At 44.9% G+C, this 26,548-nt stretch carries 23 protein-coding genes; 10 read left to right on the top strand and 13 right to left on the bottom strand.

The features are described 5' to 3' along the window. Positions 1-23: 23 nt before the first annotated feature. The 6 genes from F9K33_05650 to F9K33_05625 all read right to left on the bottom strand — a co-directional run bounded on the left by F9K33_05650 (position 24) and on the right by F9K33_05625 (position 7,127). Complete coding sequence (locus F9K33_05650; GenBank protein ID KAB2880291.1) at positions 24-578, bottom strand: hypothetical protein; 555 nt, start codon at positions 576-578, stop codon at positions 24-26. Positions 579-635: 57 nt separating this feature from the next. After that, positions 636-2,024, bottom strand: coding sequence for an L-seryl-tRNA(Sec) selenium transferase (locus tag F9K33_05645; protein KAB2880290.1), 1,389 nt, complete (start codon positions 2,022-2,024; stop codon positions 636-638). A gap of 10 nt (positions 2,025-2,034) precedes the next feature. Further along, positions 2,035-2,982: a CPBP family intramembrane metalloprotease gene (locus tag F9K33_05640; GenBank protein ID KAB2880289.1), complete on the bottom strand. Its 948-nt coding sequence runs from the start codon at positions 2,980-2,982 to the stop codon at positions 2,035-2,037. An 11-nt stretch (positions 2,983-2,993) separates the two neighbouring features. Next, positions 2,994-5,093, bottom strand: a complete 2,100-nt coding sequence (locus F9K33_05635) for a hypothetical protein (protein ID KAB2880288.1) — start codon at positions 5,091-5,093, stop codon at positions 2,994-2,996. 9 nt (positions 5,094-5,102) lie between these two features. Next, a complete protein-coding gene (locus F9K33_05630) occupies positions 5,103-6,410 on the bottom strand; it encodes a NupC/NupG family nucleoside CNT transporter (protein ID KAB2880287.1) in 1,308 nt (435 codons plus the stop codon). A 117-nt stretch (positions 6,411-6,527) separates the two neighbouring features. Next, a complete protein-coding gene (locus F9K33_05625; protein ID KAB2880286.1) occupies positions 6,528-7,127 on the bottom strand; it encodes a dephospho-CoA kinase in 600 nt (199 codons plus the stop codon). A gap of 159 nt (positions 7,128-7,286) precedes the next feature. Between F9K33_05625 and ltaE the strand changes: the two genes are divergently transcribed. From ltaE to F9K33_05575, 10 genes are all read left to right on the top strand, one after another. Beyond that, positions 7,287-8,315 (top strand): low-specificity L-threonine aldolase, encoded by a 1,029-nt coding sequence (gene ltaE / locus F9K33_05620; protein KAB2880285.1) that lies wholly within the window; start codon positions 7,287-7,289, stop codon positions 8,313-8,315. A gap of 198 nt (positions 8,316-8,513) precedes the next feature. Beyond that, a complete protein-coding gene (deoC, locus tag F9K33_05615; GenBank protein KAB2880348.1) occupies positions 8,514-9,236 on the top strand; it encodes a deoxyribose-phosphate aldolase in 723 nt (240 codons plus the stop codon). A 262-nt stretch (positions 9,237-9,498) separates the two neighbouring features. Next, positions 9,499-10,506, top strand: coding sequence for a class 1 fructose-bisphosphatase (locus tag F9K33_05610; GenBank protein ID KAB2880284.1), 1,008 nt, complete (start codon positions 9,499-9,501; stop codon positions 10,504-10,506). A gap of 67 nt (positions 10,507-10,573) precedes the next feature. Beyond that, entirely contained in the window at positions 10,574-11,881 is a 1,308-nt protein-coding gene (gene creD / locus F9K33_05605; GenBank protein KAB2880283.1) for a cell envelope integrity protein CreD, read from the top strand. Between the two features lie 73 nt (positions 11,882-11,954). Further along, positions 11,955-12,344, top strand: coding sequence for a VOC family protein (locus F9K33_05600; protein ID KAB2880282.1), 390 nt, complete (start codon positions 11,955-11,957; stop codon positions 12,342-12,344). A gap of 114 nt (positions 12,345-12,458) precedes the next feature. Beyond that, positions 12,459-12,866 carry a DUF454 domain-containing protein gene (locus F9K33_05595; protein ID KAB2880281.1) on the top strand — a complete coding sequence of 136 codons (408 nt, stop codon included), beginning with the start codon at positions 12,459-12,461 and terminating at the stop codon, positions 12,864-12,866. Between the two features lie 117 nt (positions 12,867-12,983). After that, the gene (locus tag F9K33_05590) at positions 12,984-14,006 is read left to right on the top strand and encodes a TIGR01212 family radical SAM protein (GenBank protein KAB2880280.1); all 1,023 of its coding nucleotides are present in this window, start codon (positions 12,984-12,986) and stop codon (positions 14,004-14,006) included. A gap of 87 nt (positions 14,007-14,093) precedes the next feature. Next, a complete protein-coding gene (locus tag F9K33_05585; GenBank protein ID KAB2880279.1) occupies positions 14,094-15,248 on the top strand; it encodes a hypothetical protein in 1,155 nt (384 codons plus the stop codon). Between the two features lie 20 nt (positions 15,249-15,268). Next, on the top strand, positions 15,269-16,549 hold the full coding sequence (locus tag F9K33_05580) for a hypothetical protein (protein ID KAB2880278.1): 1,281 nt from the start codon (positions 15,269-15,271) through the stop codon (positions 16,547-16,549). Between the two features lie 22 nt (positions 16,550-16,571). Then, positions 16,572-16,985: a hypothetical protein gene (locus F9K33_05575; GenBank protein ID KAB2880277.1), complete on the top strand. Its 414-nt coding sequence runs from the start codon at positions 16,572-16,574 to the stop codon at positions 16,983-16,985. Between the two features lie 68 nt (positions 16,986-17,053). On the opposite strand, the gene F9K33_05570 is transcribed toward F9K33_05575, so the two are convergent. The 7 genes from F9K33_05570 to ribD form a co-directional block, all read right to left on the bottom strand. Next, complete coding sequence (locus F9K33_05570) at positions 17,054-18,619, bottom strand: hypothetical protein (GenBank protein ID KAB2880276.1); 1,566 nt, start codon at positions 18,617-18,619, stop codon at positions 17,054-17,056. Positions 18,620-18,656: 37 nt separating this feature from the next. Then, complete coding sequence (locus F9K33_05565; protein KAB2880275.1) at positions 18,657-21,980, bottom strand: hypothetical protein; 3,324 nt, start codon at positions 21,978-21,980, stop codon at positions 18,657-18,659. Between the two features lie 77 nt (positions 21,981-22,057). Continuing rightward, positions 22,058-22,927 (bottom strand): response regulator, encoded by an 870-nt coding sequence (locus F9K33_05560; GenBank protein ID KAB2880274.1) that lies wholly within the window; start codon positions 22,925-22,927, stop codon positions 22,058-22,060. A 116-nt stretch (positions 22,928-23,043) separates the two neighbouring features. After that, positions 23,044-23,928: a DUF58 domain-containing protein gene (locus tag F9K33_05555; GenBank protein ID KAB2880273.1), complete on the bottom strand. Its 885-nt coding sequence runs from the start codon at positions 23,926-23,928 to the stop codon at positions 23,044-23,046. Positions 23,929-23,936: 8 nt separating this feature from the next. Further along, positions 23,937-24,584: an HAD-IA family hydrolase gene (locus F9K33_05550; GenBank protein ID KAB2880272.1), complete on the bottom strand. Its 648-nt coding sequence runs from the start codon at positions 24,582-24,584 to the stop codon at positions 23,937-23,939. A gap of 7 nt (positions 24,585-24,591) precedes the next feature. Beyond that, positions 24,592-25,236 (bottom strand): hypothetical protein, encoded by a 645-nt coding sequence (locus tag F9K33_05545; protein KAB2880271.1) that lies wholly within the window; start codon positions 25,234-25,236, stop codon positions 24,592-24,594. Beyond that, positions 25,233-26,348 carry a bifunctional diaminohydroxyphosphoribosylaminopyrimidine deaminase/5-amino-6-(5-phosphoribosylamino)uracil reductase RibD gene (gene ribD, locus F9K33_05540; GenBank protein KAB2880270.1) on the bottom strand — a complete coding sequence of 372 codons (1,116 nt, stop codon included), beginning with the start codon at positions 26,346-26,348 and terminating at the stop codon, positions 25,233-25,235. The genes F9K33_05545 and ribD overlap by 4 nt, the downstream gene beginning before the upstream one ends. Between the last annotated feature and the right edge of the window lie 200 nt (positions 26,349-26,548).

The raw sequence follows: 26,548 nt of genomic DNA, 5'->3' as shown, positions 1-26,548 counted from the left end.
TGTACTCCTGCAATTAATCCTGCCTATTTACATTTATCAAGCGTTTCATACCACTCTCTCACTACCATGCCATTTTTATCTTTAGACATGTATAAAATATACAATTGATCTTTCAAACACGTTTCAAAGCCGCCCGTACCTGTATTATAATAATCACGGTCGCTGTTCGACTTTTCTAACTGTCCATCCATGATCAGGTTTAGCGGCCGTAATGTAATGTCATCGGTAACTCTGACCTTGATCACGCTGGTTCTGCCGCCGGGATAAGAGAACACTCCGCCGTCCCTTGTGATCGGAACAAATACAGCCGCCATACTCATTTGTTTCAATCTCTGCTTAACAGCTCCCAATTCTTGTTTTTGTTTTTCCGATTCGGCCTTTTTCTTGTCTAATTCCTCTCTCGCCGTCATTTCTTCTTTAGCCGCTTTTTCTTCTTCCATCTTCATCATCTCTAACGCTTTCTTGGCATTTTCTTCAGCCGTATCTTTTTGTTTATCGCCTTTGGCGGCTGTTTCGGATGAAGCGCAACCCGTCATGGCTGCAAACGAAAAAATAAGAACGATGATCCATGTTTTCATAACGGCTCTCCTTATTTTGATGACTCGAACATATGAACTAAATGTATAGAAAAATATTTATTCAATCATTATTTTTTTCAATTGTTCTACTATAACTTCAACTTCATCGGTACGAACGGTACGCATATCGAGATGAAAAGCGTTCTCCTTAACGAAGCCTACAATGGGTATATCTGAAAACCTAAAACGTTCCGCAATTTGTTTCGCCGACATGCGGCTTGACGTTATCGTAACGTCAACGCTTGGAATTTTTTCTAGCGGCAGCGTACCGCTTCCCGCCTGTGCAAAAGTATCACGAACAACGATGCGAATGTGCGATTGCTGCCCAACGGCATTTTGTACTTTAATTGCCCTCCCTTGCACTTCGTCGATACTTTCAGTGAGCATGCTGATTACGGGTGACAGAGATTTCAACTGATCAGGCCGGAGAATTTGTTTAAGGGTCGCCTCAAGTACTGCAAACGTCATCTTATCGCTACGCAATGCCCGCATCAACGGATTTTTTTTTATCGCGTCGATATATTTTCTTCTCCCCGCAATAATCCCTGCCTGGCATCCCCCGAGTATCTTATCCCCGCTAAATGTAACGACGTCCGCTCCCGCAGCAATGCTTTCAGATACGACCGGTTCGTGCGAAAGACCAAATTGCTCAAGTCCTATAAACGCCCCACCCCCTAAATCATAAACGAGCGGTAATTTGTGTTTCTTGCCTATAGCGGCTAATTCCTTAAGGCTTACCGATTTTGTGAAGCCGATAATCCGGTAATTACTCGTGTGTACGGCGAGCAGTAAACCGGTTTTCTTTGAAACGGCGTTTTCATAATCCCGGAGATGCGTTTTGTTTGTTGTGCCAACTTCGTGCATGACGGCTCCGCTTTTTTCCATGACATCCGGAATACGAAACGAGCCGCCAATCTCCACTAATTCACCTCTGGAGATGATCACTTCTTTTTGATAGGCCAGCGTATTCAGTACGACTAAAACGGCAGCCGCATTATTATTAACCACCGTCGCGCCTTCTGCGCCGGTGAGCAGGCATATCAATTCCTCCACAAGCGACATCCGATCGCCGCGCTCACCGCTATGAAGATCCAGTTCAATGTTACAATAATTTTCCGTAACGCATTTAAGGTTCTGTATAGCGGCTTCGGATAAGGGCGCACGGCCAAGGCCTGTATGTAAAATGATTCCGGTTCCATTGATGACTCTTTTGAGGCTCGGTTTAAGTAATCTGCTCAACCGATTATTAATTTCATGGAGCAAATGGGTATGCGCCTCCGCTTTCGTCGTGAAGGAAACCGCGTGAAGTCTTTTTTTGAGCTTCACAATTTCATCACGTACGATCCTGATAACCATGTCCCGCGGAAATTCAGTCGTCTGGAGTTGTTCCGCCAGTTGATGGACGGACGGAATCAGGTGCAGTTTTGTTTTTGCAGAAGTTTTCACAGCAACCGCTTTATTCTTTTGATTTAAGAAAAGGCTGAGAAAGCGCGTCGAATTTAATCTTGCGGACCGTTTCGGAAATCGTCAACTGTTTCGACTGCAAAAGATAATAGATACAACTGATGGTAATCAATGAAGCAATCAAGCCTTGGTCAATACTAAAATAGTCTCCAACGGCAATATTCCGCAAACCGACCTCCGCCTTGAATAATGAATACGAAGGTCGAATACCGTAAACCGGAGTGCCAAAACAAAAATTCTGAATAAAATTCAGCGCAAACTGGACGCCTATGCCGGTCCATAAGGCGCGGGTTCGGAAATAACAGATTGCAAAAACGAAACCGAGTAGCGCGATGTTTACTCCGTTAAGAATTTCGTCGATGTGAAATTGCGTTTGTATCAGTGCATACATGAGTGAGACAAATATCGCCGCAACGATCTTGCCCATACCTTCTGCCATGGTTTGCATAAAATATCCGCGTAGAACGAGTTCTATCCAGATCGCGGCTACGGCCCATATAAGTATGTTCATACCCAATCCGCCGATAAAATCTAAGAATGCTACCGGCTGTGGCGTAAGCGATATAAATCCCCACGGCAGCAGCAAAATCAGCAATACTACAGGCATCAGCATTCCGAGAAGTAAACCGAAAATAAGTTCTCTTATCCATTCCGCATGAAAACTCAGACCGATGGAACGCCAAGACCGCTTATCGAGTATCTTCAGGGCAGCAATCGTTAACATACTAATCCCAATCAGCCAGCCTACTAAATGCATTAATGTCCTGAAATCATGACCTGGCGCCGTAGCGGGCAACGCAGGCAGGTATACTGCATAAAACACCGAAATAAAATTGGACAGGACAAACAAGAAAAAGAAAAAGATCAATATACGCCATTGCCACTTTATCTGGGCAATGTGATTAAAAAGAAATTGATAGACTTTACCGTCAGGATTCATGATGATGTTCCTTAATTATTCAGTTCGATATCTTTGTAATAAATATCCTGCTCCGTGTCCGTGCTGTCAGCCGCCTTAATGCCGATCATGAACCGGCGCGCTTCGCCGGTGATCTTGAATGTACAGGGCAGGTTTTTGGCCATGGTCAATGAATCGATCACATCTTTTTCATGAAGCATCTTGACTATCAGGTTCATGAAATTAGCGTGTTTTTTTTTCGGTACGCCGTCTTCAAAATACCGCTCGTATTTTTTCGGATTCGGAATGATGGTTGCCAAAAACACCGACTCGCCTACCGTCAGATCTTTTGGCTTTTTATGAAAATAAAATTCTGTGGCCCTCCCGACGCCGTGAACATCCGGGCCCCATTCTATGATATTCAAATAAATTTCCAACAGTCTTTTTTTATGTTTTTCTTTGTCTCGTTTTTCATCCAATAGTTTCTCATGATTAAACAGCCAGGTAAGGATCAATTCCTGAAACTTGCGTGAAATCGTTTTTTCTCTGCTCAGGAAAATGTTTTTCACGAACTGCATTGAAATCGTGCTTGCCCCGCGTGCGAATTTTTTTTCCCGGATATTGTCGCGCAGGCTGCGCCCGATCTGCAAAACGTTAAACCCGTCGTTCTTGAAGAAAGAATTATCCTCGCAGAATAACACGCTATGGATCAGAATCGGCGGAATGCTGTCGAGCGGCTGGAAATACGAATTACTTCCGCCAACAAGATAGGTGCTGTCCGTGTCGTCTTCCCGTGTAAACGTATAATTGAAACTGTCCCGCAGGACCTTAACTTCAATGGAATCGCCAAGAGAAAGCACCCTGAAATCATCGCTCACGGTCAGGGTCGGGTCATACTTGATACTGTCCAACTGTTCAAAATCCAATTTCAATGCAGCTTCAAATTCGAATGACCCGCGCACCTTAATGCCTTCAATTCGCGTCAGCAGACCTTCCGGCACTGATGAAAAAAAATCATCCATTGGAATCATCGGCAATTTGAAGTGCAAATCTAACAGCGGCTGACTATGCAAGCGTTCGATCTTACCGCTTATAAAACCCGTTATCTTATTCAGGTAGACTCGGGTATCGGGGCGAATGACCAGTTCATCCGCTCCAAAATCAAGATCCAAATCAAAACCAACATTGAGATTACGTAATTTTTTTTCGGAAACCGCGTCGGATAAGATTTCCATTTCATTGATATTTACGGCTGCCTTCATGTTGCTCCAATCGTCATCATCTTCGATGCTGTATATCTGAGCGTCAAAACCTTTCAAAGATATTTCGCCGCCAAAAAATGACCGTATAAAAGGTACTTTGAAATTCGAATCGAACAAAGCATTAAACACAATCTGGCGTTTGGAATGATTCAGCGATCCGTTGATCTCCAGTTGATTCACCATTGCCGTCGATTGAACGATGGAGCCCCGCATTTCAAACTGGGCGTCGCGTAACAGGCTTTCATGTAAGGTTAACCTAAAATTTTTGAAACTTATTTCGTCCGGCTTTCGGGTGAAATTACGGATAGAAAAAAGTTTACCTGAATAATCCTGATACAGGACATCCATATGACGAATTTCAAACGACGGAAGTTTTTTTTGCAGGTAGGTGTCAACAAATTGCGCGATTTTATTTTTTTGTTCCGGCCTGGCGGCTTCCGTACCTGTTCCCGGGCTCGATTGAAAAGCTTTGAGAATAGTTAAGAAATTATTCGTGCTGTCGGAAGTGCGTATAAGGTTGGCGCTCAATGAATCTATCGTAATCGCATGTACATACCGGCCCGTTAAAAATCCTCCAAGATACAAATCCACCTTCAAATTTTTGATTTCTAGAAGTTTGTTTGAATCGGCAATTCCTGCGCGGGACAACCTGGACATGGTAACTGAATCGGATGCAACGGATAGGTTCTCAATTTGAAACGTCGTTGTATTCAAAAATGACAACGACTGAAGAGTTATTTTGCAGTTGACCCTTTTTTCCGTTCGTTCAATCGCATCGAGGATCTTATTTTCAATCACCGCATGCAGAATAGGCGGCACAACAAAAACCACCATGCCCGCGCCAATGAAGACAACTCCTATGATCCAGTATTTGAAAAAAAAATCTTTCATTAATACCAATTACAGCAAAATTCCGGCGATCGTGCCCGCCATCAACGTTGCCAGCGCTCCGCCCAAAACGGCGCGCAGTCCCAATGCCGCGATGTCCTTACGGCGTTCCGGCGCCAGTGGAGCAATGCCTCCGATCTGAATGGCGATTGATGAGAAATTAGCAAAACCGCATAATGCGAATGTGGCAATCATGATCGATTTGGGGTCTTGAATGGCTTTACTGTGAATTAATCCGGCCATATCGGAATACGCAACGAACTCGTTAAGAACAATTTTCGTTCCTAACAATCGCCCTACTTCCTGAGCTTCACTCCATGGAACGCCGGTAAGAAATGCCACGGGCGCAAATACATAGCCAAAAATGTCCTGGAGCGTTAAATTTTCAATGCCGACCCAACCGCCGACGATTCCAAATAAGGAATTGAATAGTGCAATGAGCGCGATAAATGCCAGGAGCATTCCGGCAACGTTTAAGGCTAAATTCATTCCGTCGGCCGCGCCGGTTGCCGCCGCTTCAATTACATTCGAGGCGTTTTTTTCGACCTCAACTTTGACGCTGCCCTTCGTCACGGGATCTGAAACTTCAGGAAATATTATTTTCGAAATGGCCAGGCCTGCAGGCGCCGCCATGATACTCGCGCCCAGTAGCTGCGTAGCAAACATGATCTGCCCCTGTTCGATAGGAACGCCGTAGGTATCCGCGTACGACTGTCCCAGCATTTGAATGTAAGCAGCCATCACGCCGCCGGCAATGGTGGCCATACCGCCAACCATGATGGTAAGTAATTCTGAATTGGTCAAAGTCTTAATGAACGGCCGTATCATCAAAGGCGCTTCTGTCTGACCAACAAAAATATTGGCGGTACATGATAACGACTCCGCGCCGCTCGTGCCCATGAGTTTGGACATTACCCATGCCATGCCATGCACCACTTTTTGCATGACGCCCATGTAATACAGTAGCGACATCAGGGAAGAAAAGAAAATGATGGTCGGCAAAACCTGAAATACAAAGAAAAATCCAAGGCTTCCGTTCGCTCCGGGACTGATCGCCAGATTCCCAAATACAAATTGCGCTCCTGCGGTTGTGTAACCAAGAATGGCCACGAATCCCTCTCCAATCTTCTCGAAAGCGATTGCAAGAAAATTGAACGGCGCACCCCATTCCTTCCCTTTAAGAACCAGGAAACCAAAGACAACCTGTATGAGCATCCCCATCCCGACCAGGCGCCAGTTGATGCGTTTCTTGTTGTTCGAGGCTGCGTACGCTATGCCGAGAATGCCGATCAAACCAAATAGGCCGATGAATCTTTCCATGTTGACTCCGCTTATTTTAAAAAGAAGTGGTAAAAAGGTTTGGCAAAGTAGAAAATTAATTTTTTTTAAGCAAGGTTATCTTGCGGTCTAAAATTCTCAAATGTAAAGATTCAATCGTTAATCAAAAAAAGTCCTGAAAATCTTTTCGGCCGCTTCTTTCAGAGATTCCACGGAGCCGTTATTAGTAATCACTATATTTGCGCGGCGGGCCTTTTCTTCTAAGGGCATTTGGGATGCAATCCGATGATTGATTTCATCTTCGGTCAATTGGTCGCGCTGCTTTATTCGTTCTATGCGATTTTTAAGATCTGAATTAACTACGATCACCTTGTCAAAGATATTTTCAATGCCGGTTTCGTATATGAGCGCGGCATCAACCACAATAACTTTGTAACCTGCATTTTGCGCCACTTCGATCTCTTGCTTCACACGCTTAAACAAATGAGGGTGAACGATCCTGTTCAACTGCCTCTTTTTTTCTTCATCAGCGAATACGAAACGGCCCAGTTCTTTTCGTTTTAATGTTCCGTCTGTGTCAACAAATTTCCGTCCGAAAACATGCACTATTTCCGTCAGGACGTTCGGCTGAGTTTCGACCACTGATTTACCGATCTCGTCTGCATCAATGATCTTTGCGCCAAGCTGCTGAAATATCTTAGCGACTTCCGTTTTCCCGCAGCCGATACCGCCTGTCAGGCCGATGACGACACTTTTCATAAGACGCTTATGTTTTAAGTTCAGGTAGCGATATGCTTGCTAAAACACAATTTGAATAATTCGATTTTAATATAAAAGCTAAATTTTCGTTGAAATAATAACCTTAAACCGTTAAGTTCGTTATGCATATAACGAATTCAGCACCTCAAACGGCCGTTCATGAAAACAATTGACCTTAGAAGCGATACAGTTACAAAACCCTCACCCGAAATGCGCGCGGCCATGTCCGCCGCAGAAGTCGGCGATGATGTCTTCGGCGAAGACCCGACTGTCAATGAACTGCAGCAGGTGGTTGCCAGAATGTTTGATAAAGAGGCCGGCCTCTTTATTCCGAGCGGAACCATGGGTAATCAGCTTGCCGTCAAAACGCACACCCAGCCCGGCAATGAGATCATCCTTGAAGCCGATGCGCATATTTTCAAATACGAAGCGGGCGCCGCGGGTATGTTATCCGGCGTGATCACAAAAATTATACCCGGAACAAACGGCGTGCTATCTGCAGATCAGATCGACCGATCCGTCAATAATCTAGACGATATTCACGCTGCGCCAACCGGACTTATTGCGCTGGAGAATACGCATAACCGCGCAGGCGGAACGATTTATCCGATTGAGGAAATTAAGAAAATAGCGGACGTCGCGCGTCGGCGGAATATCCCGCTTCACCTCGATGGGGCGCGCGTAATGAATGCATGCGTCGCAGCGAATATCAAACCTCTGGAATACGGAAAATATTTTGATTCTATTTCAATCTGCTTGTCCAAGGGGTTAGGCGCGCCGGTAGGTTCTGTTTTAGTTGGAACAAAGCCGTTTATCGACAAAGCGCGTTATTTCAGAAAAGCATTCGGCGGCGGAATGCGTCAGGTTGGAATTCTTGCGGCGGCCGGCTTGTATGCGCTTCGGCATAACGTTGATAAACTACGCGAAGATCATCTCAAGGCAAGAAAACTTGCCGAGTCTATTTCGGAATTAAAATCATTTACGATAGACTTGCCCACCGTGCAAACCAACATTGTGATCTTTAGCGTTAAAACCGGTACTTCTTATGCTATTATTGATAAATTAAAATTGCAGGGCATTCTAGCCATTCCGTTCAGCGACGTTAAAATTCGTTTCGTCACGCACCTCGATGTTTCCATGGACGATATCGATCATACGATCAGCATTTTGAAAAAACATTTTAATTAAAAATAAAAAACTATGAATTTCTACACAGAAAAAATGCTTTCCGATCAAATTGAAAAAATCATTACCGATCTGAAATCCGCCGCCGCTATCAAGATGCCGTCCGATGAGACCACTTGCGAGACATGCACCAACACCGATTGTAAACGTTCCGACAGCTGTCACTGCATCGTCTCCAAACATCCCGAGGTCGCCGACCAGATGATCGAATGCGGCGCGTGCCGTATTTCCTCGAGCCTCGGGATCAGTCCGGCCAAACAGCAGATCGCACGTTTGATCGATCATACATTACTCAAACCCGAAGCAACAAAGCAGGAAATTGACCAGTTATGCGATGAAGCGCGCATGTACTGTTTCGCTTCTGTCTGTGTCAATCCCGGCTGGGTCAAACGCTGCGCGCAAAAACTTCATAAAAGCGGCGTACTTGTATGCACGGTGGTCGGCTTCCCGCTCGGAGCTACCAGCAGCCAATCTAAGGGATTCGAAACACAAACGGCCGTTGCGCAGGGCGCGCAGGAAATTGACATGGTCATCAACGTCGGCTGGCTCAAATCTCGCGAATATGATTTGGTCAAAAAAGATATTCAGGAGGTCGTTCGTAATGCCGGACGACGCCCGGTCAAGGTAATCATCGAAACCTGCCTGCTCACCGACGAAGAAAAAATAAAAGCGTGTTTGCTCGCCAAAGAAGCCGGCGCGGCCTACGTGAAGACATCAACGGGATTCAGCAAGGGCGGCGCAACTGCGGCAGATATTGCTCTCATGCGAAAAGTGGTAGGCACTCAGATAGGCGTGAAGGCCTCCGGCGGCGTTCGCACCTACGAGGACGTCGTACAAATGGTCGAGTCGGGGGCTACCCGCATCGGCGCCAGCGCCAGTGTCAAGATCGTCAGCGGAAAATCCGGTCCCTCTCAGGGATATTAGTTTTTTTTTTACATCGTATGGTAAGTTCGCCAAAGATTTCTATCAAGTCGATGCGGATCTAAAGTATGGCGCTTATAAATTATTGTGCATATCCGGTTGACTCACAAATGGAAAAGATAAGTTCAGCCTGATCGCAGTCGAAGGCTGATTTTACTATACTTTGTCATGGTTCGACTCCGCTCACCATGACGTATGTGAGTAAAGCGGATAAGCACATAAATTATTTTTAACAAGTTCACAATAAAATCGCACAGGAAAACCTATGAGCTTCAAAACGATCGACCGCCACATCATTGACATGGAGCGTACGCACCCGGAAGCAACCGGTGAATTGTCCGGATTGCTTACGGATATTGCGCTGGCCGGCAAAATCATCGGGCACGAAGTGAATCGCGCCGGGTTGGTTGATGTGCTGGGTTTGACCGGAACGGAGAATGTACACGGCGAAGCGGTAAAGAAACTGGATATATTTTCCCACGATACTCTTGTCAATATTATTTCCGGCGGTCGCGGCGAAATCTACATGTTGGGATCGGAAGAAATGGAACATCCACTCAGCTTAAAGGACACCATACCCGGCGGAAAATATATTATCAACTTCGATCCGCTCGATGGTTCATCCAATATCGACGCCAATGTCAGCGTCGGAACGATATTCTCCATTCTCCGCAAATATCCCAACGCCAACGTAAGCGAAACGGATATGTGCCGTCAGCGAGGCATACAGCAGGTTGCCGCTGGGTATATCATCTACGGATCCAGTACCATGTTCGTGTACACGGCCGGGCAGGGCGTTCACGGATTCACACTTGATCCGGGTTTAGGTGAATTCATACTTTCCCACGAGCATATACAGACGCCCAAGCGCGGCAAGATGTACAGTATCAACGAAGGCAATTCCAATAAGTGGAATGACGGCGTCCGCCGCTACATCAGCTATCTGAAAGAAGACAACGGCACTGATAAAAGACCCTACTCCTCCCGTTACATCGGTTCGCTGGTCGCCGATTTTCACCGTAACTTATTGTACGGAGGCATTTTCTTGTATCCGGAAGACAAAACCAATCCAGAAGGGAAACTGCGACTACTGTACGAGGCCAATCCGCTTGCTATGCTTATCGAGCACGCCGGCGGCCTTGCATCCGACGGCCATCGCCGTATTTTGGAGATTGATCCGACCGATCTGCATCAGCGCGTACCTTTGATCATCGGGAGTCAATACGACGTGGACCTCGCATGTAAATTTATTCAGGGGAAGATAGGTAGGTAAAGAAAAAGTTCGCGAGAAACAGATGGTCTAGTTTGTTATGTTGTGAGCCAATAACCAGGAGGAGTAGATGTCTAGAAGTTTTCTAAAATCGTCGATATTGCTTCGCATGGCTATCATAGCTTTTTTGACTCTCTTGTTATTAATTCCAGCAGCCATTGTGGAATCATTGATTAAAGAACGCAGCGAACGCCGAGATTCGGCCATTCATGAAGTCAGCGAAAAATGGGGACTGCCTCAAATAATTAGCGGCCCTATCTTAACAATCCCCATCAGACATTTCGTTCAGGACGAAAAAGGAAAAGAAATTCCATTAATTGAGCATCTGCACATCTTGCCTGATTCATTGGCAATAGAGGGGCAGCTCTCGACAGAAACAAGAGCGCGCGGCATTTACGAAGTGATCCTGTATAATAGCCGGCTGTCTTTATCGGGAGGATTCAATTTAGAAATTATCTCCTCTTTCTTGCGGAAGGGTTACACGGCTATTTGGAACGACGCTACCATAACGATTGGAATTTCTGACCCTCGCGGGATTAAGGAGAATGTGCAAATGGTCATTGGTGAACAAGCGTATTCCGCCAGCGCAGGAGTTCGATTTCCTGACATTGTTTCTTCCGGAATTACTATACTTCCCAAACTGGACAATACAACCAAGAACTACTCGTTTTCATCTTCACTCAATCTCAATGGAAGCTCAGAAATACAGTTCTGCCCGCTTGGAAGGCAAACTACCATAAACCTGAAGTCATCGTGGCCAAGCCCCAGTTTTACCGGCGCCTTCCTTCCCGACTCCCGATCACTGAGTGATTCAGGTTTTTCTTGCAATTGGAATGTACTGGAACTCAACCGCAACTTTCCGCAATTTTGGTTGAACAAACGCTATGACATAACTGAATCCGTTTTCGGCGTGAGACTACTGCGTTCCGTCGATGAATATCAAAAAACACTACGTACCGCCAAATATGCTATACTTATAGTCTCTCTTACATTTTTAGCGTTTTTTCTATCCGAAGTTCTTTCGAAAGAAACCCTGCATCCTATTCACTATTCGCTTGCCGGCCTATGCCTTGTCCTATTTTATCTACTCCTTATTGCACTTTCGGAGCATTTTGGATTTGACTCCGCCTATTTCATCTCGGCGACTTCAATTATTGTTCTTATCGGACTTTACTCAATGGCGATCGCTGCACAGCGTAAAACAGCCGTTGTTATAGCTACGGTTCTTTGTTTAATATATGTGTTTCTCTACATCGTCTTGCAAAATGAGGACTATGCCTTGTTGATTGGCAGTTTGGGACTTCTGACTATAATGGCCATAGTCATGTATTTGACACGAAAAGTTGACTGGTATTCAGTTGAAAACCCAGATAAGTAGTCATAACAACATTATGCAGAATGAAAATGAATTTTTTGAAATCGAATCTTAACATTGTTAGAAAAGATCCATAATGAGTAATACCTTACCGGCGAATAGCGGTCTTAATCAAATCGGACAAATTGCCGTTCCGGTCACTGATATTGAAAGAGCGATCGTATTTTACCGTGACATTTTGGGAATGCGTTTCCTTTTCAAGGCGCCGCCGGGATTGGGCTTCTTCGATTGCGGTGGAGTTCGCCTCATGCTGGATGAACCGGCCAAGGATAATGCCGGACACGGATCTGTTATTTATTATAAGGTAGACGATATAGTACAATCATTTGAAACGCTTTCTACACGAGGTGTTATTTTTGAAACTAAGCCTCACATGATCGCAAAGATGCCGGACCATGAACTTTGGATGGCTTTTTTTCGGGATCCCGATAAAAACCTTCTTGCGCTCATGAGCGAAGTCAAGTAGATGGCGGTTTTATAACGCCTTATACTAAATAATCATGTTGTTACTTGCGATTCACAAATTAACATATAAATTAGCTTAAACTACCGTGCCTTAGTGAGTTAATCAAGGTGAGAAATGGACATAGAGCAAAACACTAATAAACCGGCAGGCCGCATCAACCGTATGGCGCTGACTTTTGCGGGACATGCGTTTGTTGGCTTAGGCATTATCGGCGCTATCCTCCCGCTTGTTCCGACAACTGTATTTCTTCTTTTGGCCGCAACCTGTTATGCGCGCAGTTCGCCGCGATTTTACCATTGGCTCATGCATAACAGATACTTCGGCAGTTATATAAAAAATTACAAAGAAAATCAAGGCACACCCGTCTCCGCCAAGATTTTTTCGATCTCGCTTCTTTGGATAACCATTCTGTTTTCTATATACGCAGCTAAAACTCCCTGGTATGTAGACATTATTCTTATCCTCATTGCCGTTGGCGTGTCCATCCACCTCATCATGATCAAGACCTTAAAGAAAAAGTAACTTTACTAGCCTGTTTTCGAACATTTCTCCACTCATCATTTTCAATTTAACGCAACTTGATTTTCCCATTATCGTTCAGTATATTGTTATTGATTACCCACACCAAATAGAAACTTAATGATCTATTCCCCCGCTACGATCGACAAACGATCATGGTTGAGTTTAGATGAACATCCGTTCATTCGCCCGGATCGGCGGTTTTTTACTTACAATCAGTACATTCAATGGCGTTTCGGCCACCGTATTCATCGCGTGACCATCGATGCTGGATTTACCTGCCCCAACCGCGACGGCACCATTGCCAGCGGCGGATGTACTTACTGCAATAACGATGGATTCAGCCCGGCGTCCCAATTATTCCGTGCAAAGGTCTATCTTAAACCGTCTGTGCCCGTACAGAATCAGATCGATAGTCAGCTTCCCTTCCTCAAAAAACGTTTTCATACTGACCGGTTTCTTGCTTATTTTCAGTCCTACAGCAATACCTACGCTCCGGTGAATGAACTTGAGTCGCTTTACCAAGAGGCGCTTTCGCATCCTGATATTATGGGGCTGGCCATTGGAACAAGGCCCGATTGCGTAGACGATGAAAAGCTTGCTCTGCTTGAAAGTATCGCTCAAAAACATTATGTCAGTATTGAATACGGTTGTGAATCCGTTTATGACCGAACTTTGCAATGGGTCAATCGCGCGCATGATTACCGGTGTTTTGTTAATACCGTAAATTCGACTGCCGGTAGAAACATAGACATCTCCGCACACATCATTCTTGGATTCCCCACAGAAACGCGCGAAGAAATGATCGCGATGGCCGATGCGCTTTCTGAACTTCCCATTGATTTTATCAAGATTCATAATCTCCATATAGTTGAAAAAACCGCACTGGCCTCTATTTATCATTCTGATCCATTCCATATATTCGAGAGGGACGAATACATACAACTCGCCGCCGATTTTGTCGAACGCCTCTCGCCGCGCATCGGCATCCAGCGTTTGTATGGCGATGCCCCTAAGGATATGTTGATAGCGCCTAAATGGTTAACAAACGGAAATGAAATGGCAAAATGGATACAGGAAGAACTTGAACGACGAGATTCCTATCATGGCTCAAAATGTTTAACGCATGTTCTTTCATTATGATTTATATAATTTCTGTGTATTATCCTGCATATTCTGCTTCTTATCCGTTAAATAAATAACCTTACCGGTTTTAAGAAAGGAGACCCCATGCTGAATCAAAAAACGATCGAACGGCTGTCGAAAATGGGCAGTAAAGATTATTTTATTACATCGATGTATCTTCATCTCGACAAAAATAATAATCATAAGATTGCCTTAAAAGATATGATCAAAGACCGGCGTCAGGGATTAGACAAAATAAAGCATGAAAAAAAATTAGCCCGCGAGCAGGTTCTCTCCCTTGAAAACGACTTTTCGAAAATTGAACATTTTGTCCATCACGACTTTCTTCACAACGACCATCATAAAGGTTTGGCCATTTTTTCTTGCAGCGCCAATAATTTTTGGGAACTTTTGGAACTTCCACAGGCGGTTTCCAACCATTTGAATGCCGACTATGATCCCTACATACGAACGTTGAGCGAATTGATATGCGAGCATCGCAGTTACGGTATTGTGCTTGTTGACAGCGCCAAAGCGAAAATTCTGAACGTGACGCTCGGGTTTGTCAAGGAATACCTCAGCATCCACAATGACGTCTTGCCGAAAATAAAATACGGCGGCATTGAGGGGACTCAGGAAAGAAACATTAATCGCGCCCACGACGAAATGGTGCAGAAGCATTTTAATCATGTGGCGGCACAGACAGAAAAACTCATCGAAGAGGAGGATATGACGCGCCTGATCATCGGCGGCAGGCAAAATATTATATCACAATTTGAATCCACTCTTACTTCATCCACGCGCAAAAAAATCGTCGGCCACATTGTGGTTGAACCGGAAGCGCCTCTGAACGACATACTAAAAAAATCGCAGGAAGTTGCCCAGGCGGCTGAAAAGAAGTACGAAACTGAACTAATAGATAAACTCAAAGGCGAAGCGAATACTGCCGGCGGTAAAGGAATATTCGGTTTACAGCCCACGTTACAATCACTGCGTCGGGGCGGTGTGAATACACTCATTGTCGCCAAAAGCTACAAAGCTCCCGGTTTTGTTTGTCACCAATGTTTTTTTATCGGAGTTCCCGAAGAAAAGGGTCCCAAAGATACTTGTCCGATCTGCTCCGGTAAAGCCCATGACCTTGATGATGTTATAGAAGAAGCTATCACTTTTGCCTTTATGCAGGGCTGCAAGGTAGAAAACACATCGGACAATTCCCGATTAAAGATCATGGGCAACATCGGAGCCCTACTCAGGTATTAGACTAACCAGGAAATAGATCTATGAATAAGTATCTTCTCGGATGGTTCCTATTAGCAATCATGATGAACCTGAGTAAAAGTATTGCCGCCCAGGATCAGGCGCATTTTGAAAAATTTGCGAAAGTACAGGCGGTCTTTAACGCAAAATGCGTATCCTGTCACAGTTCAGAACAAGCCCCGATGGGACTCTCACTTGAAGCCGGATACAGTTACAGAAATCTGGTCAATAACGCCAGTATTGAAGATCCTTCTCTCAAGCGCATCATGCCTAACAACGTCAGTGACAGTTATCTCTACCGAAAAATAATCCGCGATCAAGAACAGCTTCCATTCAAAGACGAAGGTATGCCCCTGGACGATGAGAAATTATCGAAGGACGAGATTAACGTTATCGAAAACTGGATTCAGTCATTTCCAACAAACATCTGGGGAGAAATAGCAGAATCCAATTCCGAAATCTCACCTTCTTCCAATGAAAGTTCAGAAGCCTTTCTCGCCACACAACTCATTAATCTGCCGACGACACGCGTATTGAGTTCAAAGACCGCCGAATTCCGTATTCTGCACCGATTTGCGGTCAGCAACGGAGGCGGAAGCAATACACTGGGAAGTTTTTTTGGATTAGATAATGGGGCGATCACGAGTATCAATTTATCCGTCGGACTGAACAAAAATACAGACATCCTGGTCCGCCGTTCCGGAGAAAATAAGGATGTTGAAGTTGCCGTAAAACATGTTCCAATCCAGCAATCCGGGAACATGCCGTTGTCAATTGGAATCTATACGGGCTTCAACTGGATCAGCCGAAGCGATGTGAATGCAAAGCACCGGTTTTCACCTAACGTCCAATTACTTGCCGCCTCAAGGATCAATAATAGATTCTCCATTCTGGCCGCTCCATCCATTGCATTCAGAAGCAATCATAATGCAAGAATTATCAAGCAGATTAACGATACCACTTTTCAAAACTATAAAGACAGCCGCGCAACGTTTGCGATCGGCCTGGGCGCTCAATACCAACTCATGAAAGACTTTGCTTTGACCGCCGAATATATTCCAAGGATGGGAGGATATAAAGGAAATGATTTTGCAGATGACCGGCGTTATGATACGTGGTCGCTTGGCCTTGCCTATAAAGTGCGGCTGCATGTGTTTCAGCTGCTTATTTCCAATTCCCAATCTATTCACACAACGCAGTACATACCAGGCAGTTCTACAAAACCCGTTCCATTTAATAAATTGACTACTAAAGATCCGGCAGTACATCTCGGATTCAATATTTACAGGCAATTCAAGTGGTAAACTTTTTAACAGAATGAGGCCTATGAAATTTGTGTATATAATCACACTATGTTATAGCTTTTTTTCTTGCGGCAAACTGGAGCAAGTTGACAATTTAGGAACCGGCAGTGGCTCGTTAGTTCCGGAAAATGTTCAGAATATTTTTACCAATGAATGCGCCACTTCAGGCTGTCATGCTGGATCCTCACCGGAAGCAGGAATGAATTTATCTCAGTTTTCTGCTTACGACGATATTGTGAGCGTAAATAGCGAGGAACAACCATCACTAAAACGTGTACTCCCTTTTGCTCCGGACAACAGTTATTTAGTTAAGAAGATTGAAGGTGCGCCTGGAATTGATGGCGACCGGATGCCAGGAGACGGGCCGCCATTTCTTACAACGGCACAAATTGACACCATCCGTTTATGGATATCCAATGGGGCGCTCCCGCGATAATGCCTATAAACAAAAAAGGTGATAATGAAAATTTCATTATCACCTTTCAGGTAATTTCGTAAAAAAGATTATTTCATCAGAACCGTCACGACCGTCCAATATTTGACAGGCTGTCCATTTGATAATCCTGTTTCAAACACCCACTTTTTCACCGCGGCGATCGCTTCGTCATTAATCATTTGATCAAAATCCTTATTTCCTATCTTCTTTGATACGTATATCTCCTCAGGTACACCGTTAGCGCCAACCAAGACGCGTAATGAAACCGTTCCGTTCACCTTCGCCTTTTTCGGCAGGTCAGGCATTACGGGATTAACCTTCTGTATCGGTTTCGGGTTGTTATCAAGTTCATTCGCCATTTTAGTAGGAATAAAACTTGGCGCAGAAGTAGAGGTTGTTTCCTTTTTCTCAGCCGTCACCGCGGCGGCGGCTTTCTGCTTTTCAATTTCTTCCGCTCTTTTCTGGGCTGCCAGCGCTTTTTCCTGTTCTATTTTTATCTGTTCCTGCTGTTTAATCTGAGCCTCAAGAAGTTTTAACCGCTCGTTCTCTTTGGCTTGGTCCTCTTTGAGCTTTTCTTTCTCTTCCTTCGAGGTTATGTCCGATGCGGAGGCCAGCTGCTTGGACGTTTGTTCTTTCTTTTCGGCTAGTTTCTTTTTTAAATCCTCAAGTTCTTCTTTCTGCGCTTTATTTTCAGCCTCGGTCGGAACCGACGTTGCAGTAGCGCTTGCCAGGCTCTGCAATTCAGAATATGAAATACTTCCGGTGCGGTATACGGGTGTATACACCACAAGGCCAAATTTTCTGTTTTCATCGTCATCGTGAATCATCTGATCTGCATTCGTATTATCTCCCCAATCGTTACGCTGCGCATATATGACATTCTTAGTGTGATTATAGAGATTGAATTCCAGGTTTCCGTAAATCGCATTTTTTCCTGCATTTTCGCCAAGCCGCATATCGCCGATCACAGGTTGAGAAACGTCTTGTATAAGTATTCCGTATCGGTTGCCGCTTATTTCATTACTGCTCACGCTGGGCGAAGATCCGATCTTACAATTCAGTCCGGCGTATCCGTTATTCATGATCCGGTTACTGTTAATTTTAGGAGCCGACATAATGTCGCATAAGACGCCGTTCCAATAATTTCCTTCGATGCGGTTTCTGAAAATACGAGGCGAGGCATTGATGCATGTGATGCCGTCATAAGCAAATTCAATGACACTGTAGGAAACAATACTCTTATCGTTATTCCCTTTTTTGAAAATGATGCCGTACCAATCGCTCGCCTGAGGTTGGGCGTTCAATGTAGACTCCTGGCCTGGAAGGCTGAAATTGATCGACGTGAAACGAATCTCATATTTTTCCTGTCCTTCTGCACGCAGCATACCTTCGATGATCAATTCACATTTATTTATATCATAGCCGCCCTGCTGATCGTCCCGGTTTGCCGCAAATTTTATTAAAGCATTCGGCCGGATGCGAAGCGTAACGCCCTCGGGCACAGTAACGTCGCCGGTAATGATTACCACTCCTTCCCATGTTTCATCGCCTTTAAGAACACCGGAGGACGTCGCTGCTGATGCGATCTGACTCCAACAGCACCAGATCAAGATTAACTTAAATACAGTACGCATAGTTTAGCCTTTAAATCTATGAAGTTTTATAACTGACTTATTGCGTTGCAGAATGTGCCATTTCTTCGAGAAGTTCTGCAGCGCCTTTATCTACTTGTTTCAAAATGGGGTCGGATGCAAACTGAATGTCTTCAAAATAATCGGATTGGGATTTTGATCGTTTTTTAGCCTTTTTGGGTTTTGCGATTGAGGCGCTTTGTTTTTGTTTCGGAGTTATGCCCTGGTCGGCCTTTTTTTCCAGCTGCATCAATTCTTCCACCACGTCCGTAATGTCCACATCAACGCCGTCCCCAAGTTTTTTCAGCGCCGTCAAAGCATTTGTAAAAAGGTCCACAATTTCCTCATTCACCGCCAATGTGCCTTCATTAATATGTTCCGCCACATCCTCGATCGGTTTGACCACATTACCGATCTTCTGAAAGCCGAGCATTTTGGCCGAACTGCGTAGGCTGTGCGCTGATTTTTCTATATCGCGCATCGCCGTTTCATGGGCCGGATTGTCCCGCAGCGCCGCAAGAGAATTGGTTATGAGCATGAAATAGGTTGACGATTCCTCCTTAAATATTTCTACAATCTCTTCATCGACGCCGATCTTAGCAAAATAATTTTCTGCGGACTCCGTTTTAATTTCTTCCGGCTCGTCTTTTTTTACTTCAATCTTTTCTACTGGCTTTTCTTTTTCCGGTTCCACTTTCGTCTTCGATTCAACCGGTATTGCCTCCTTTATTTTCAAGGAAGGCGGGACAACAAATACGCCGGAGGAAACGGCAGCCGGCGCGCCGGGAATGTTACCGATAAAAATATTCGGCGCAGAGAGTTTCGCTTCGAGCTGCAGCAAAAATTCAATAATACCGCTGACGTCCGCCGGTTTGCGTTCAAGCAAACTCGTGATGCTTTGAACTGTTACGCGCATTATGTTTCTCAGATCGGCATCCATGCCTAGTTCTTTTTCGTTGCAGCGCTCCGCGATCAACTCTATCACGCCGGCAAGTCCGCTCACTTTGGCGAGGCCCAGCATTCTGGAGGAGCTTTTCAAACTGTGACTCACGCGCTCAATATCCTTAAGGGCGGTTTCATCGGTGATTTGGCTTTCGAGTTTGGTAAGCGACTTATCCAAAATTTTGAAATAACCGTCCGCCTCCTGATTAAAAATATCCAGAATCTCCAAATCTACGGTATCAAAATTAGACTCTTCAAGGCTGAACCGGCCTGCTCCTGGCGCCGAAACCGCTTTCTCCGTTTGTTCATTAGCCGAAATTTTTGTTTTTTCATTGCCGGCTATGGAAGCGGTTTCTTTTTTGGTAACTTTTTTCTTACCTGATTTTGTTTTGGGAGCAGCGATATTTAGCGGTTCAATATTCAATTTGTCAATAAAAGAAGGCAGTTCAAAATCGCTCAGGTCAACATCGCCGCCTGCCATCAGTTCAACCAGGTTAGTAGGAATGATAACATGATCGGGCTCCGCCGTTTTTTCTTTTTCAGCCAAAATATCTTTTGCTTTTATAACTACGGCAGGTTCTGCTGCTTTGGCTCTTGCAATCTCCGGCACCGGAACTGGCGGAACGCGGGATTTCACTTCAGCGGTTTTTGCTAACTCAACCGGCTTTTCTTCCTTAGTTTCTTTAACAACAAAAGGATGGCTTTCGAGAATCGGCTGAAATTCTTTGATCCAGTTTTCGTTGGAGGCAAGCACTGAATCGCTCACCGGCTGAACGGCCTTTTTCACAATCGTTTTTTCCGTCGGTGCCGTTTTAACCGGCCGCGCTATAAATTCTGCCGGCGTTTCTCCGGTCGGTAATTCCTTTTGCGTTCCGAATTTTTCTAATCTTAATTTTATTTTGTTCCATTCTGCCTCGGTGACCCTTTCTCCCTGAATAAGAACGGCGCCGTTTTTTACCGTTTCTTCGATCAGATGTAATAATTCCGGAGCAATGGCATTTTGCGACGTAATGCAGGTTTTCAGTTGCGCGAGGATCAGCTCAAAATGACCTGTTAGCAAATTAAATCGGAGCAATCTGGCGCCGGTAAAAAGACTGCGGAATGACTGCTGGATGTCCTTTATTGAATCGGGATCACTTCCGGAGGCCTTGAGTTTTTCTACGGCCGATCGAACCGTTTCAAACGTATATCGAACTTCATCTTTAAAAACCTGAAAATCATCTGCAGCCACGTTGGAGAGATCAAGGTTTACGGATTTCTCTTCATCGTCGTCGATTGACGATTGCATCAATTCTGCATCGACCGCTTCGACTCTGTCAGATACGCGCGCGTCGGACATATCAGCAGTATTGTCTTCCAGCGCAGATGTCGTAAAATTTTCCAAACAGGCATTGATCTCATTCAATAAATACAGGTTTAGGGGAAAAGTTTTTTGCAGTTCAATTTCTTTTAACAACACGGCCAGTTCCTGTATGACACCGAACGACGCCGTATCCAATCCCTTTTTCTTACCGTCTGCATTATCGGCAACATCGATCAACGCTTTTTCCATCGCATTCATAGTGCGGCTGAAACGCGGTAATTCGAATATTTTTCCAATGCGTTTAAATTCGCCGAAAGAATCCGCAACTTCAACGATATAGCGGGTTCTACTTAAGTTAGTTCGCAATTGGGTTAACGCGGATTCAAGCCGTGCGAATTCCGTGCGAAATTCGCTGAAAAAGTCTTCCGTATCCGAAGCAACGCCTTCGCCTTTGCCTCCACCCGTTGCGAGAGACTCTGCCGATGAGCGCGCCGCAGAAGTTTCTTCCTTCGTGTCATCATGACGCTTGCTCCTCTTCCCGCGCGTGGAAAGAAAACCGATCATGTCGTCGACTTTTTTGAATTCCGATGCGGTGAGTATCTGTGGTTTTGGAGACTCTTTTGTCTTAATAGGTTGTTTGGCCGTGCTTTTTTCTTTTACAGGCGTAATCGTTTTAGCGGGTTTTTCGGACGGTTTATCGGCCATCCTGACCGGTTCATTCCGCAGCGCCTCGGTGCTGATCTCAATTCCGATTTTCGCCAGTTCCGATTCCAAAAGCGTTAGTGTATCCCGCGATTGTAGTATCTGTACCAGAATCTGCGATAATTTTTCCGAATCGGTCTCGATCACGGAAATCATCTGGCTTTTTTTAAAATCGGGCTGTTGAACTTTTTCAATGATCTTCTGCAGAAATGCGTGAAAAGCAGATAAAGTGGAAACCGAAGATAGCTTCTCAACCTGTGAAAGATGATCGCGCGGCTGCGTGATAAAAATGATCACCTTCTTAATGAGGTTATATTCCAAAGGCGAATAACGGTGCTCGCTCATGCTTTTCACATGCGTGAGCAATTCGGATAAATAAAATTCTACAAATTTTCTGGCTTTCGGATCGGTGATCATAACTGTAAGGTAAAGAAAAAAAACCCTAAACAAAACTTTAGGGTTTTCTTAGTTAATTCACTATGCTCGTTATCATTTTATTTCGCAATATATTCATGCACTTTTGAAAGTAAATCCTCATCATGGAAAGGCTTCGTAAGGAAATCATTGGCGCCGTTATTGATCGCCGTATCTTTGTCCTGAGGTGAATCCTTGCCGCTTAAAACGACGATGGGAACTGTCGTAAAACTCCCGCCCAACTCGCGAACCGCTTTCATAACTTCCAGGCCGCTCATATCCGGAAGCATCATGTCAAGGAGAATAAGGCTCGGTTGCAGGTCCTTAGCTATGCGAATGGCATCTTCGCCCTTCATCGCGCTGGTCAGCGCATAATGCTCGTTCTCCAATGCGATCTCGACCATTTTTTGGATTACAATGCTGTCGTCTACAACGAGAATTTTCTTGCCGCCCGCTCCGGCTGCGGTCGCTACAGGTTTGGCGGTTGCGGTGGCTTTCGCTTCAACTTTCTTAGGTTCCTCTTTCGGCGAATCGGTCATGGCGGACATCAGATCAAAATCTTCTTTCTTCGGCGCCGCAACGGCTTTAGGCTCCTCTTTTGGCTTCGGCGCTTCCTTCTTGATTTCTTTTACCGGCTCCGCTTCAATGACCGGTTCCTTTTTCTTGGTTTCCTTTTTCTCTTTTTTGGAATCCGCTTTTTTGGTTTCCGCTTCGGGTTCCTTGGTTGTAACTCTTCCCGAAGGCGCGCCGCCGCCGGTGATCAGTTTATCGCCGGCCAATTTCTCAAGGATTTCCCCGACAAAATTTTCATCGCGTTCCACTTTAGCGGCGATGTCCGGTACAGAACGTTTCCCGTCCACGGAAAAAAGAATGCGCCATTCGATTTTTTTCAACATGATCGATTCAACTTTTTCGCGTAAATCTTTGGCTCTTGCGTAAACTGGTTCCACGATTTTACCTCATCATATTTGTAGTATTAAAAAAGTATTAATAAATTCTGAGTAGAAATATTGCTCAATTTAACCGTAAACTTAATACAAATATATTATTATGTCAATGTTTTTTTTCAGCCTCGCTGCAGTCTTTTTTCCCGATTCTTGAAAAATTGGATCAGGGCTTCGACATAATCCGTTCCGGTTGCCATATCGATAAGATCAACTTTACTTTTTCTGAAAATATCTTTTTGGGTCTTTGTTCGTGCCGTTACTTGCACAGCGATAGCTTGCCGCGTTTCCTCAGACGAGGTATCCAACTCAACCAATTCTCCCGTCTCCTCATCTTCCAAAGTCAGGATACCAACCTTCGGCAATTCTATTTCGCGACGGTCAAAAATCCGAATAGCGATCAGATCGTGTTTTTTTGCGGCGGCGCGAAGTGGCCGGTCGAAATTCGCATCAAGAAAGTCGCTCATCAGAAAGACAATGCTTCGCCGATTCAGCACGTGCATGGCGTACTCGAGCGCGGCTGAAATTTTAGTCGCTTTCCGCTGAGGCTTAAATGTCAAAAGTTCACGAATAATCCGCAGCACGTGCGATTTGCCCTTTTTGGGGGGAATGAATTTCTCCACAATATCGGTAAAGATCAAAAGCCCGACTTTGTCATTGTTCTTAATCGCGCTGAAAGCGATGAGCGCGGCCATCTCGATCATCATCTCCATTTTGGTCTGCTTCACTGTGCCGAAATTTCCCGACGCGCTCGCATCAAACAATACCATTAAAGTCTGTTCACGTTCCTCTTCAAATACTTTTAAATACGGCCGGTCCATGCGCGCAGAAACGTTCCAGTCGATGAAACGCACTTCGTCGCCGAACTGGTATTCGCGAACTTCAGAAAAGGACATCCCACGCCCTTTAAATACCGTATGGTACTCGCCGCTGAAAATATTATTGACCAGTCCGCGCGTCTTGATTTCAATACGTCGAACCTTTTTTAGAATATCCTTTGTGATCATATTTTAAATTATCTAAAAATATTTTTCAGTTCCATAAGATCGTTGATGCTGAAATCGGCGTCCTTTGTGTCTTCAACGGGCTTGAACCCGTACGTCACGCCGCACGTTATAACTCCGGCCGATTTCCCGCATTGTATGTCCTGATGCCCATCGCCGATCATGACGGTTTTTCTCTTCTCAACTTTTAGAAGTGAGACGGTGTGTTCAATCACCAACGGGTCAGGTTTTTTGCTTGACAATGAATCGCCGCCGATGATCAGGTCTAAATAGGAAGCTAATCCCAAACCTTCCAGAATCTTTTTGGTGAATCGCTCCGATTTATTACTCACTACCGCTTTTTTCTTTGAACGGAAATGTTCCATCACCTCTAATGCGTTTGGATACATGTGAACATGATCGAGACAGTGTTGTTCATGATGCTCATAATAAATCTTCCGCGCGCGTTCGACTAAATCATCCGAAACGTCGGCCTGCGTTCCTACGGCTCGAATGAGCAACATTTTAATGCCGTCGCCGACGTAGCTTTGAATTTCATCGCGTGAAAGTATATCCAGCCCCAATTGCGGCAAGGTATGATTAACGGAACTGACAATATCATCCAGCGAATCAACCAGTGTTCCGTCGAGGTCAAAAATTAGTAAGTCAATGTCCGTCATTGTCAACTCATTTCTTCAAATACAGCAAAAAGTCATAACCGAGATAAATTCCGAATACGATCAATACCGTTCCCGTCGCCATCGTAATTTTTTTCACCGTTTTTTCGGAGATCACTGCCCGTTTATACGCAACGATCTTTGCGAGCGAAAAAAACCACGCCGCCGTTCCAATCGCCATACCTGAAATAAAGCTCACCTGATCCGGCATGTTTCGCTCGATCAATCGATGCGAAAAAATAAATCCCGCGGTTATGATCCAGAATCCGATGGCGAGCGGATTCGTCAGATAGATCAGAAAACCGAGAGAAAAATTCTTGGTCAATTCCTTTTGCGTGGGCGGATGAAACGTTTGGACCATTTTGTTACGGTAGCCTTTATAAACCAACCGGCCGCCGATCAGCGCCAGAACGGGAAATCCGAGCGGTTGGAACATTTCCACAATATAGTCCTTGATCAGCGAGACGCCGAAAATTCCGATCACGCAATAAAAAATATCCACGACTAACGCGCCAAGTCCGATCATAATGGCGTGACGGAACCCGCGTTTAAAGCCGGTATCAATGATCGATACATTGATCGGTCCGATCGGAATAGAATTGATAAATCCGATTCCCAATCCTAAGATCAATGCCGTGGATGCTTGAAATATCATGGAACTATCCTCGCCTGTATAACGATATCCCTATCCATGGGTTTCGCCGAAAACGAATTCAGTTTCACCGCCTTGCCGATCGTCTTGGTCAGTTGGCCGGTAACCGACGATACTCCGCTTCCGATGATCTTCGGCGCAATAATTAAGATCACATCATCCGCGAGTTTGCTTTTTAGCAATTCACCATGTATGACCGAACCGCCTTCTGCAAGAATGGACGCGATTTTTTCTTCTTTGAGTAATTTTCTTAACGCAGCCTTGAGATCAAACCTAAATTTCTTTGCAGGAAATTCGTATATATGAACGCCTCTTTTTATCAACTGATCAATTTTTTTTCGATTAGAATTTTTGGCAGTCAATATGATCGTGTTCGAAACGTCATTGCCCTTTACGACATTCGCGTTCAGCGGAATCCGCAGGCGTCCGTCGACGATGATTCGTTTCGGGTCGCGGCCTTTAGCGAGGCGAACATTCAGCTGCGGATTATCTTTGCTCACCGTCTGCGCGCCGACCAACACAGCATCGTATTCTGTGCGCAATTGATGAACATACCGACGCGAGGCTTCGGAACTGATCCATTTAGAATCGCCGCTCCTGGTCGCAATCTTGCCGTCTATCGATTGCGCAAATTTCAACGTAACCCAGGGTAATTGAGTGCGAATGTGTTTAAAAAATACTTTGTTTAGTTCCATACAATCATTTTCAAGAAAACCGAATTCGACTTTAATCCCCGCGTCTTTCAACTGCGCGGCGCCTTTTCCTGAAACTGCTTTGAAAGGATCCAGCGTTCCAAAAACGACGTGCGGAATTTTTTCCTGAATGATCAGATCCGTGCACGGCGGCGTCTTTCCATGATGGCAACAGGGTTCTAAATTGACATACAAAATCGTATTTGAAAAATCGGTAACTCCCATTCGTTTCGCCCGACGGATGACTTCCACTTCTGCGTGCGGCTTGCCGTATCCCGTATGATAGCCTTTGGTAATAATGCGTCCTTCGCCGTTTTCAAGCTTCACCAGAATAGCGCCTACCATTGGATTAGTTGCGGTCTTACCAATACCCTTTCCCGCGAGTTTGAGCGTCTGACGTATGAAGTGTTCGTGGTCGATCATTTGGATTGTTTTATGTACTTATCGGGTTTACTCACATACGTCATGGTGAGCCCTTCGGCAGGGCTCAGGACAAGCTTGTCGAACCATGACCAAGTTTAGTAAAATCAGTCTTCGACTTCGCTGGTATGTAAATAGTCAATAGTCACGCTGTCTTTTTTTATTTATTAAGGATAACTAAATCGATTCTTATGCTGGCATTA

It is taken from the genome of bacterium, from assembly GCA_008933615.1.
GTDB lineage: Bacteria > CLD3 > CLD3 > SB21 > SB21 > SB21.
This window is presented reverse-complemented; position numbering and strand designations above follow the sequence as displayed.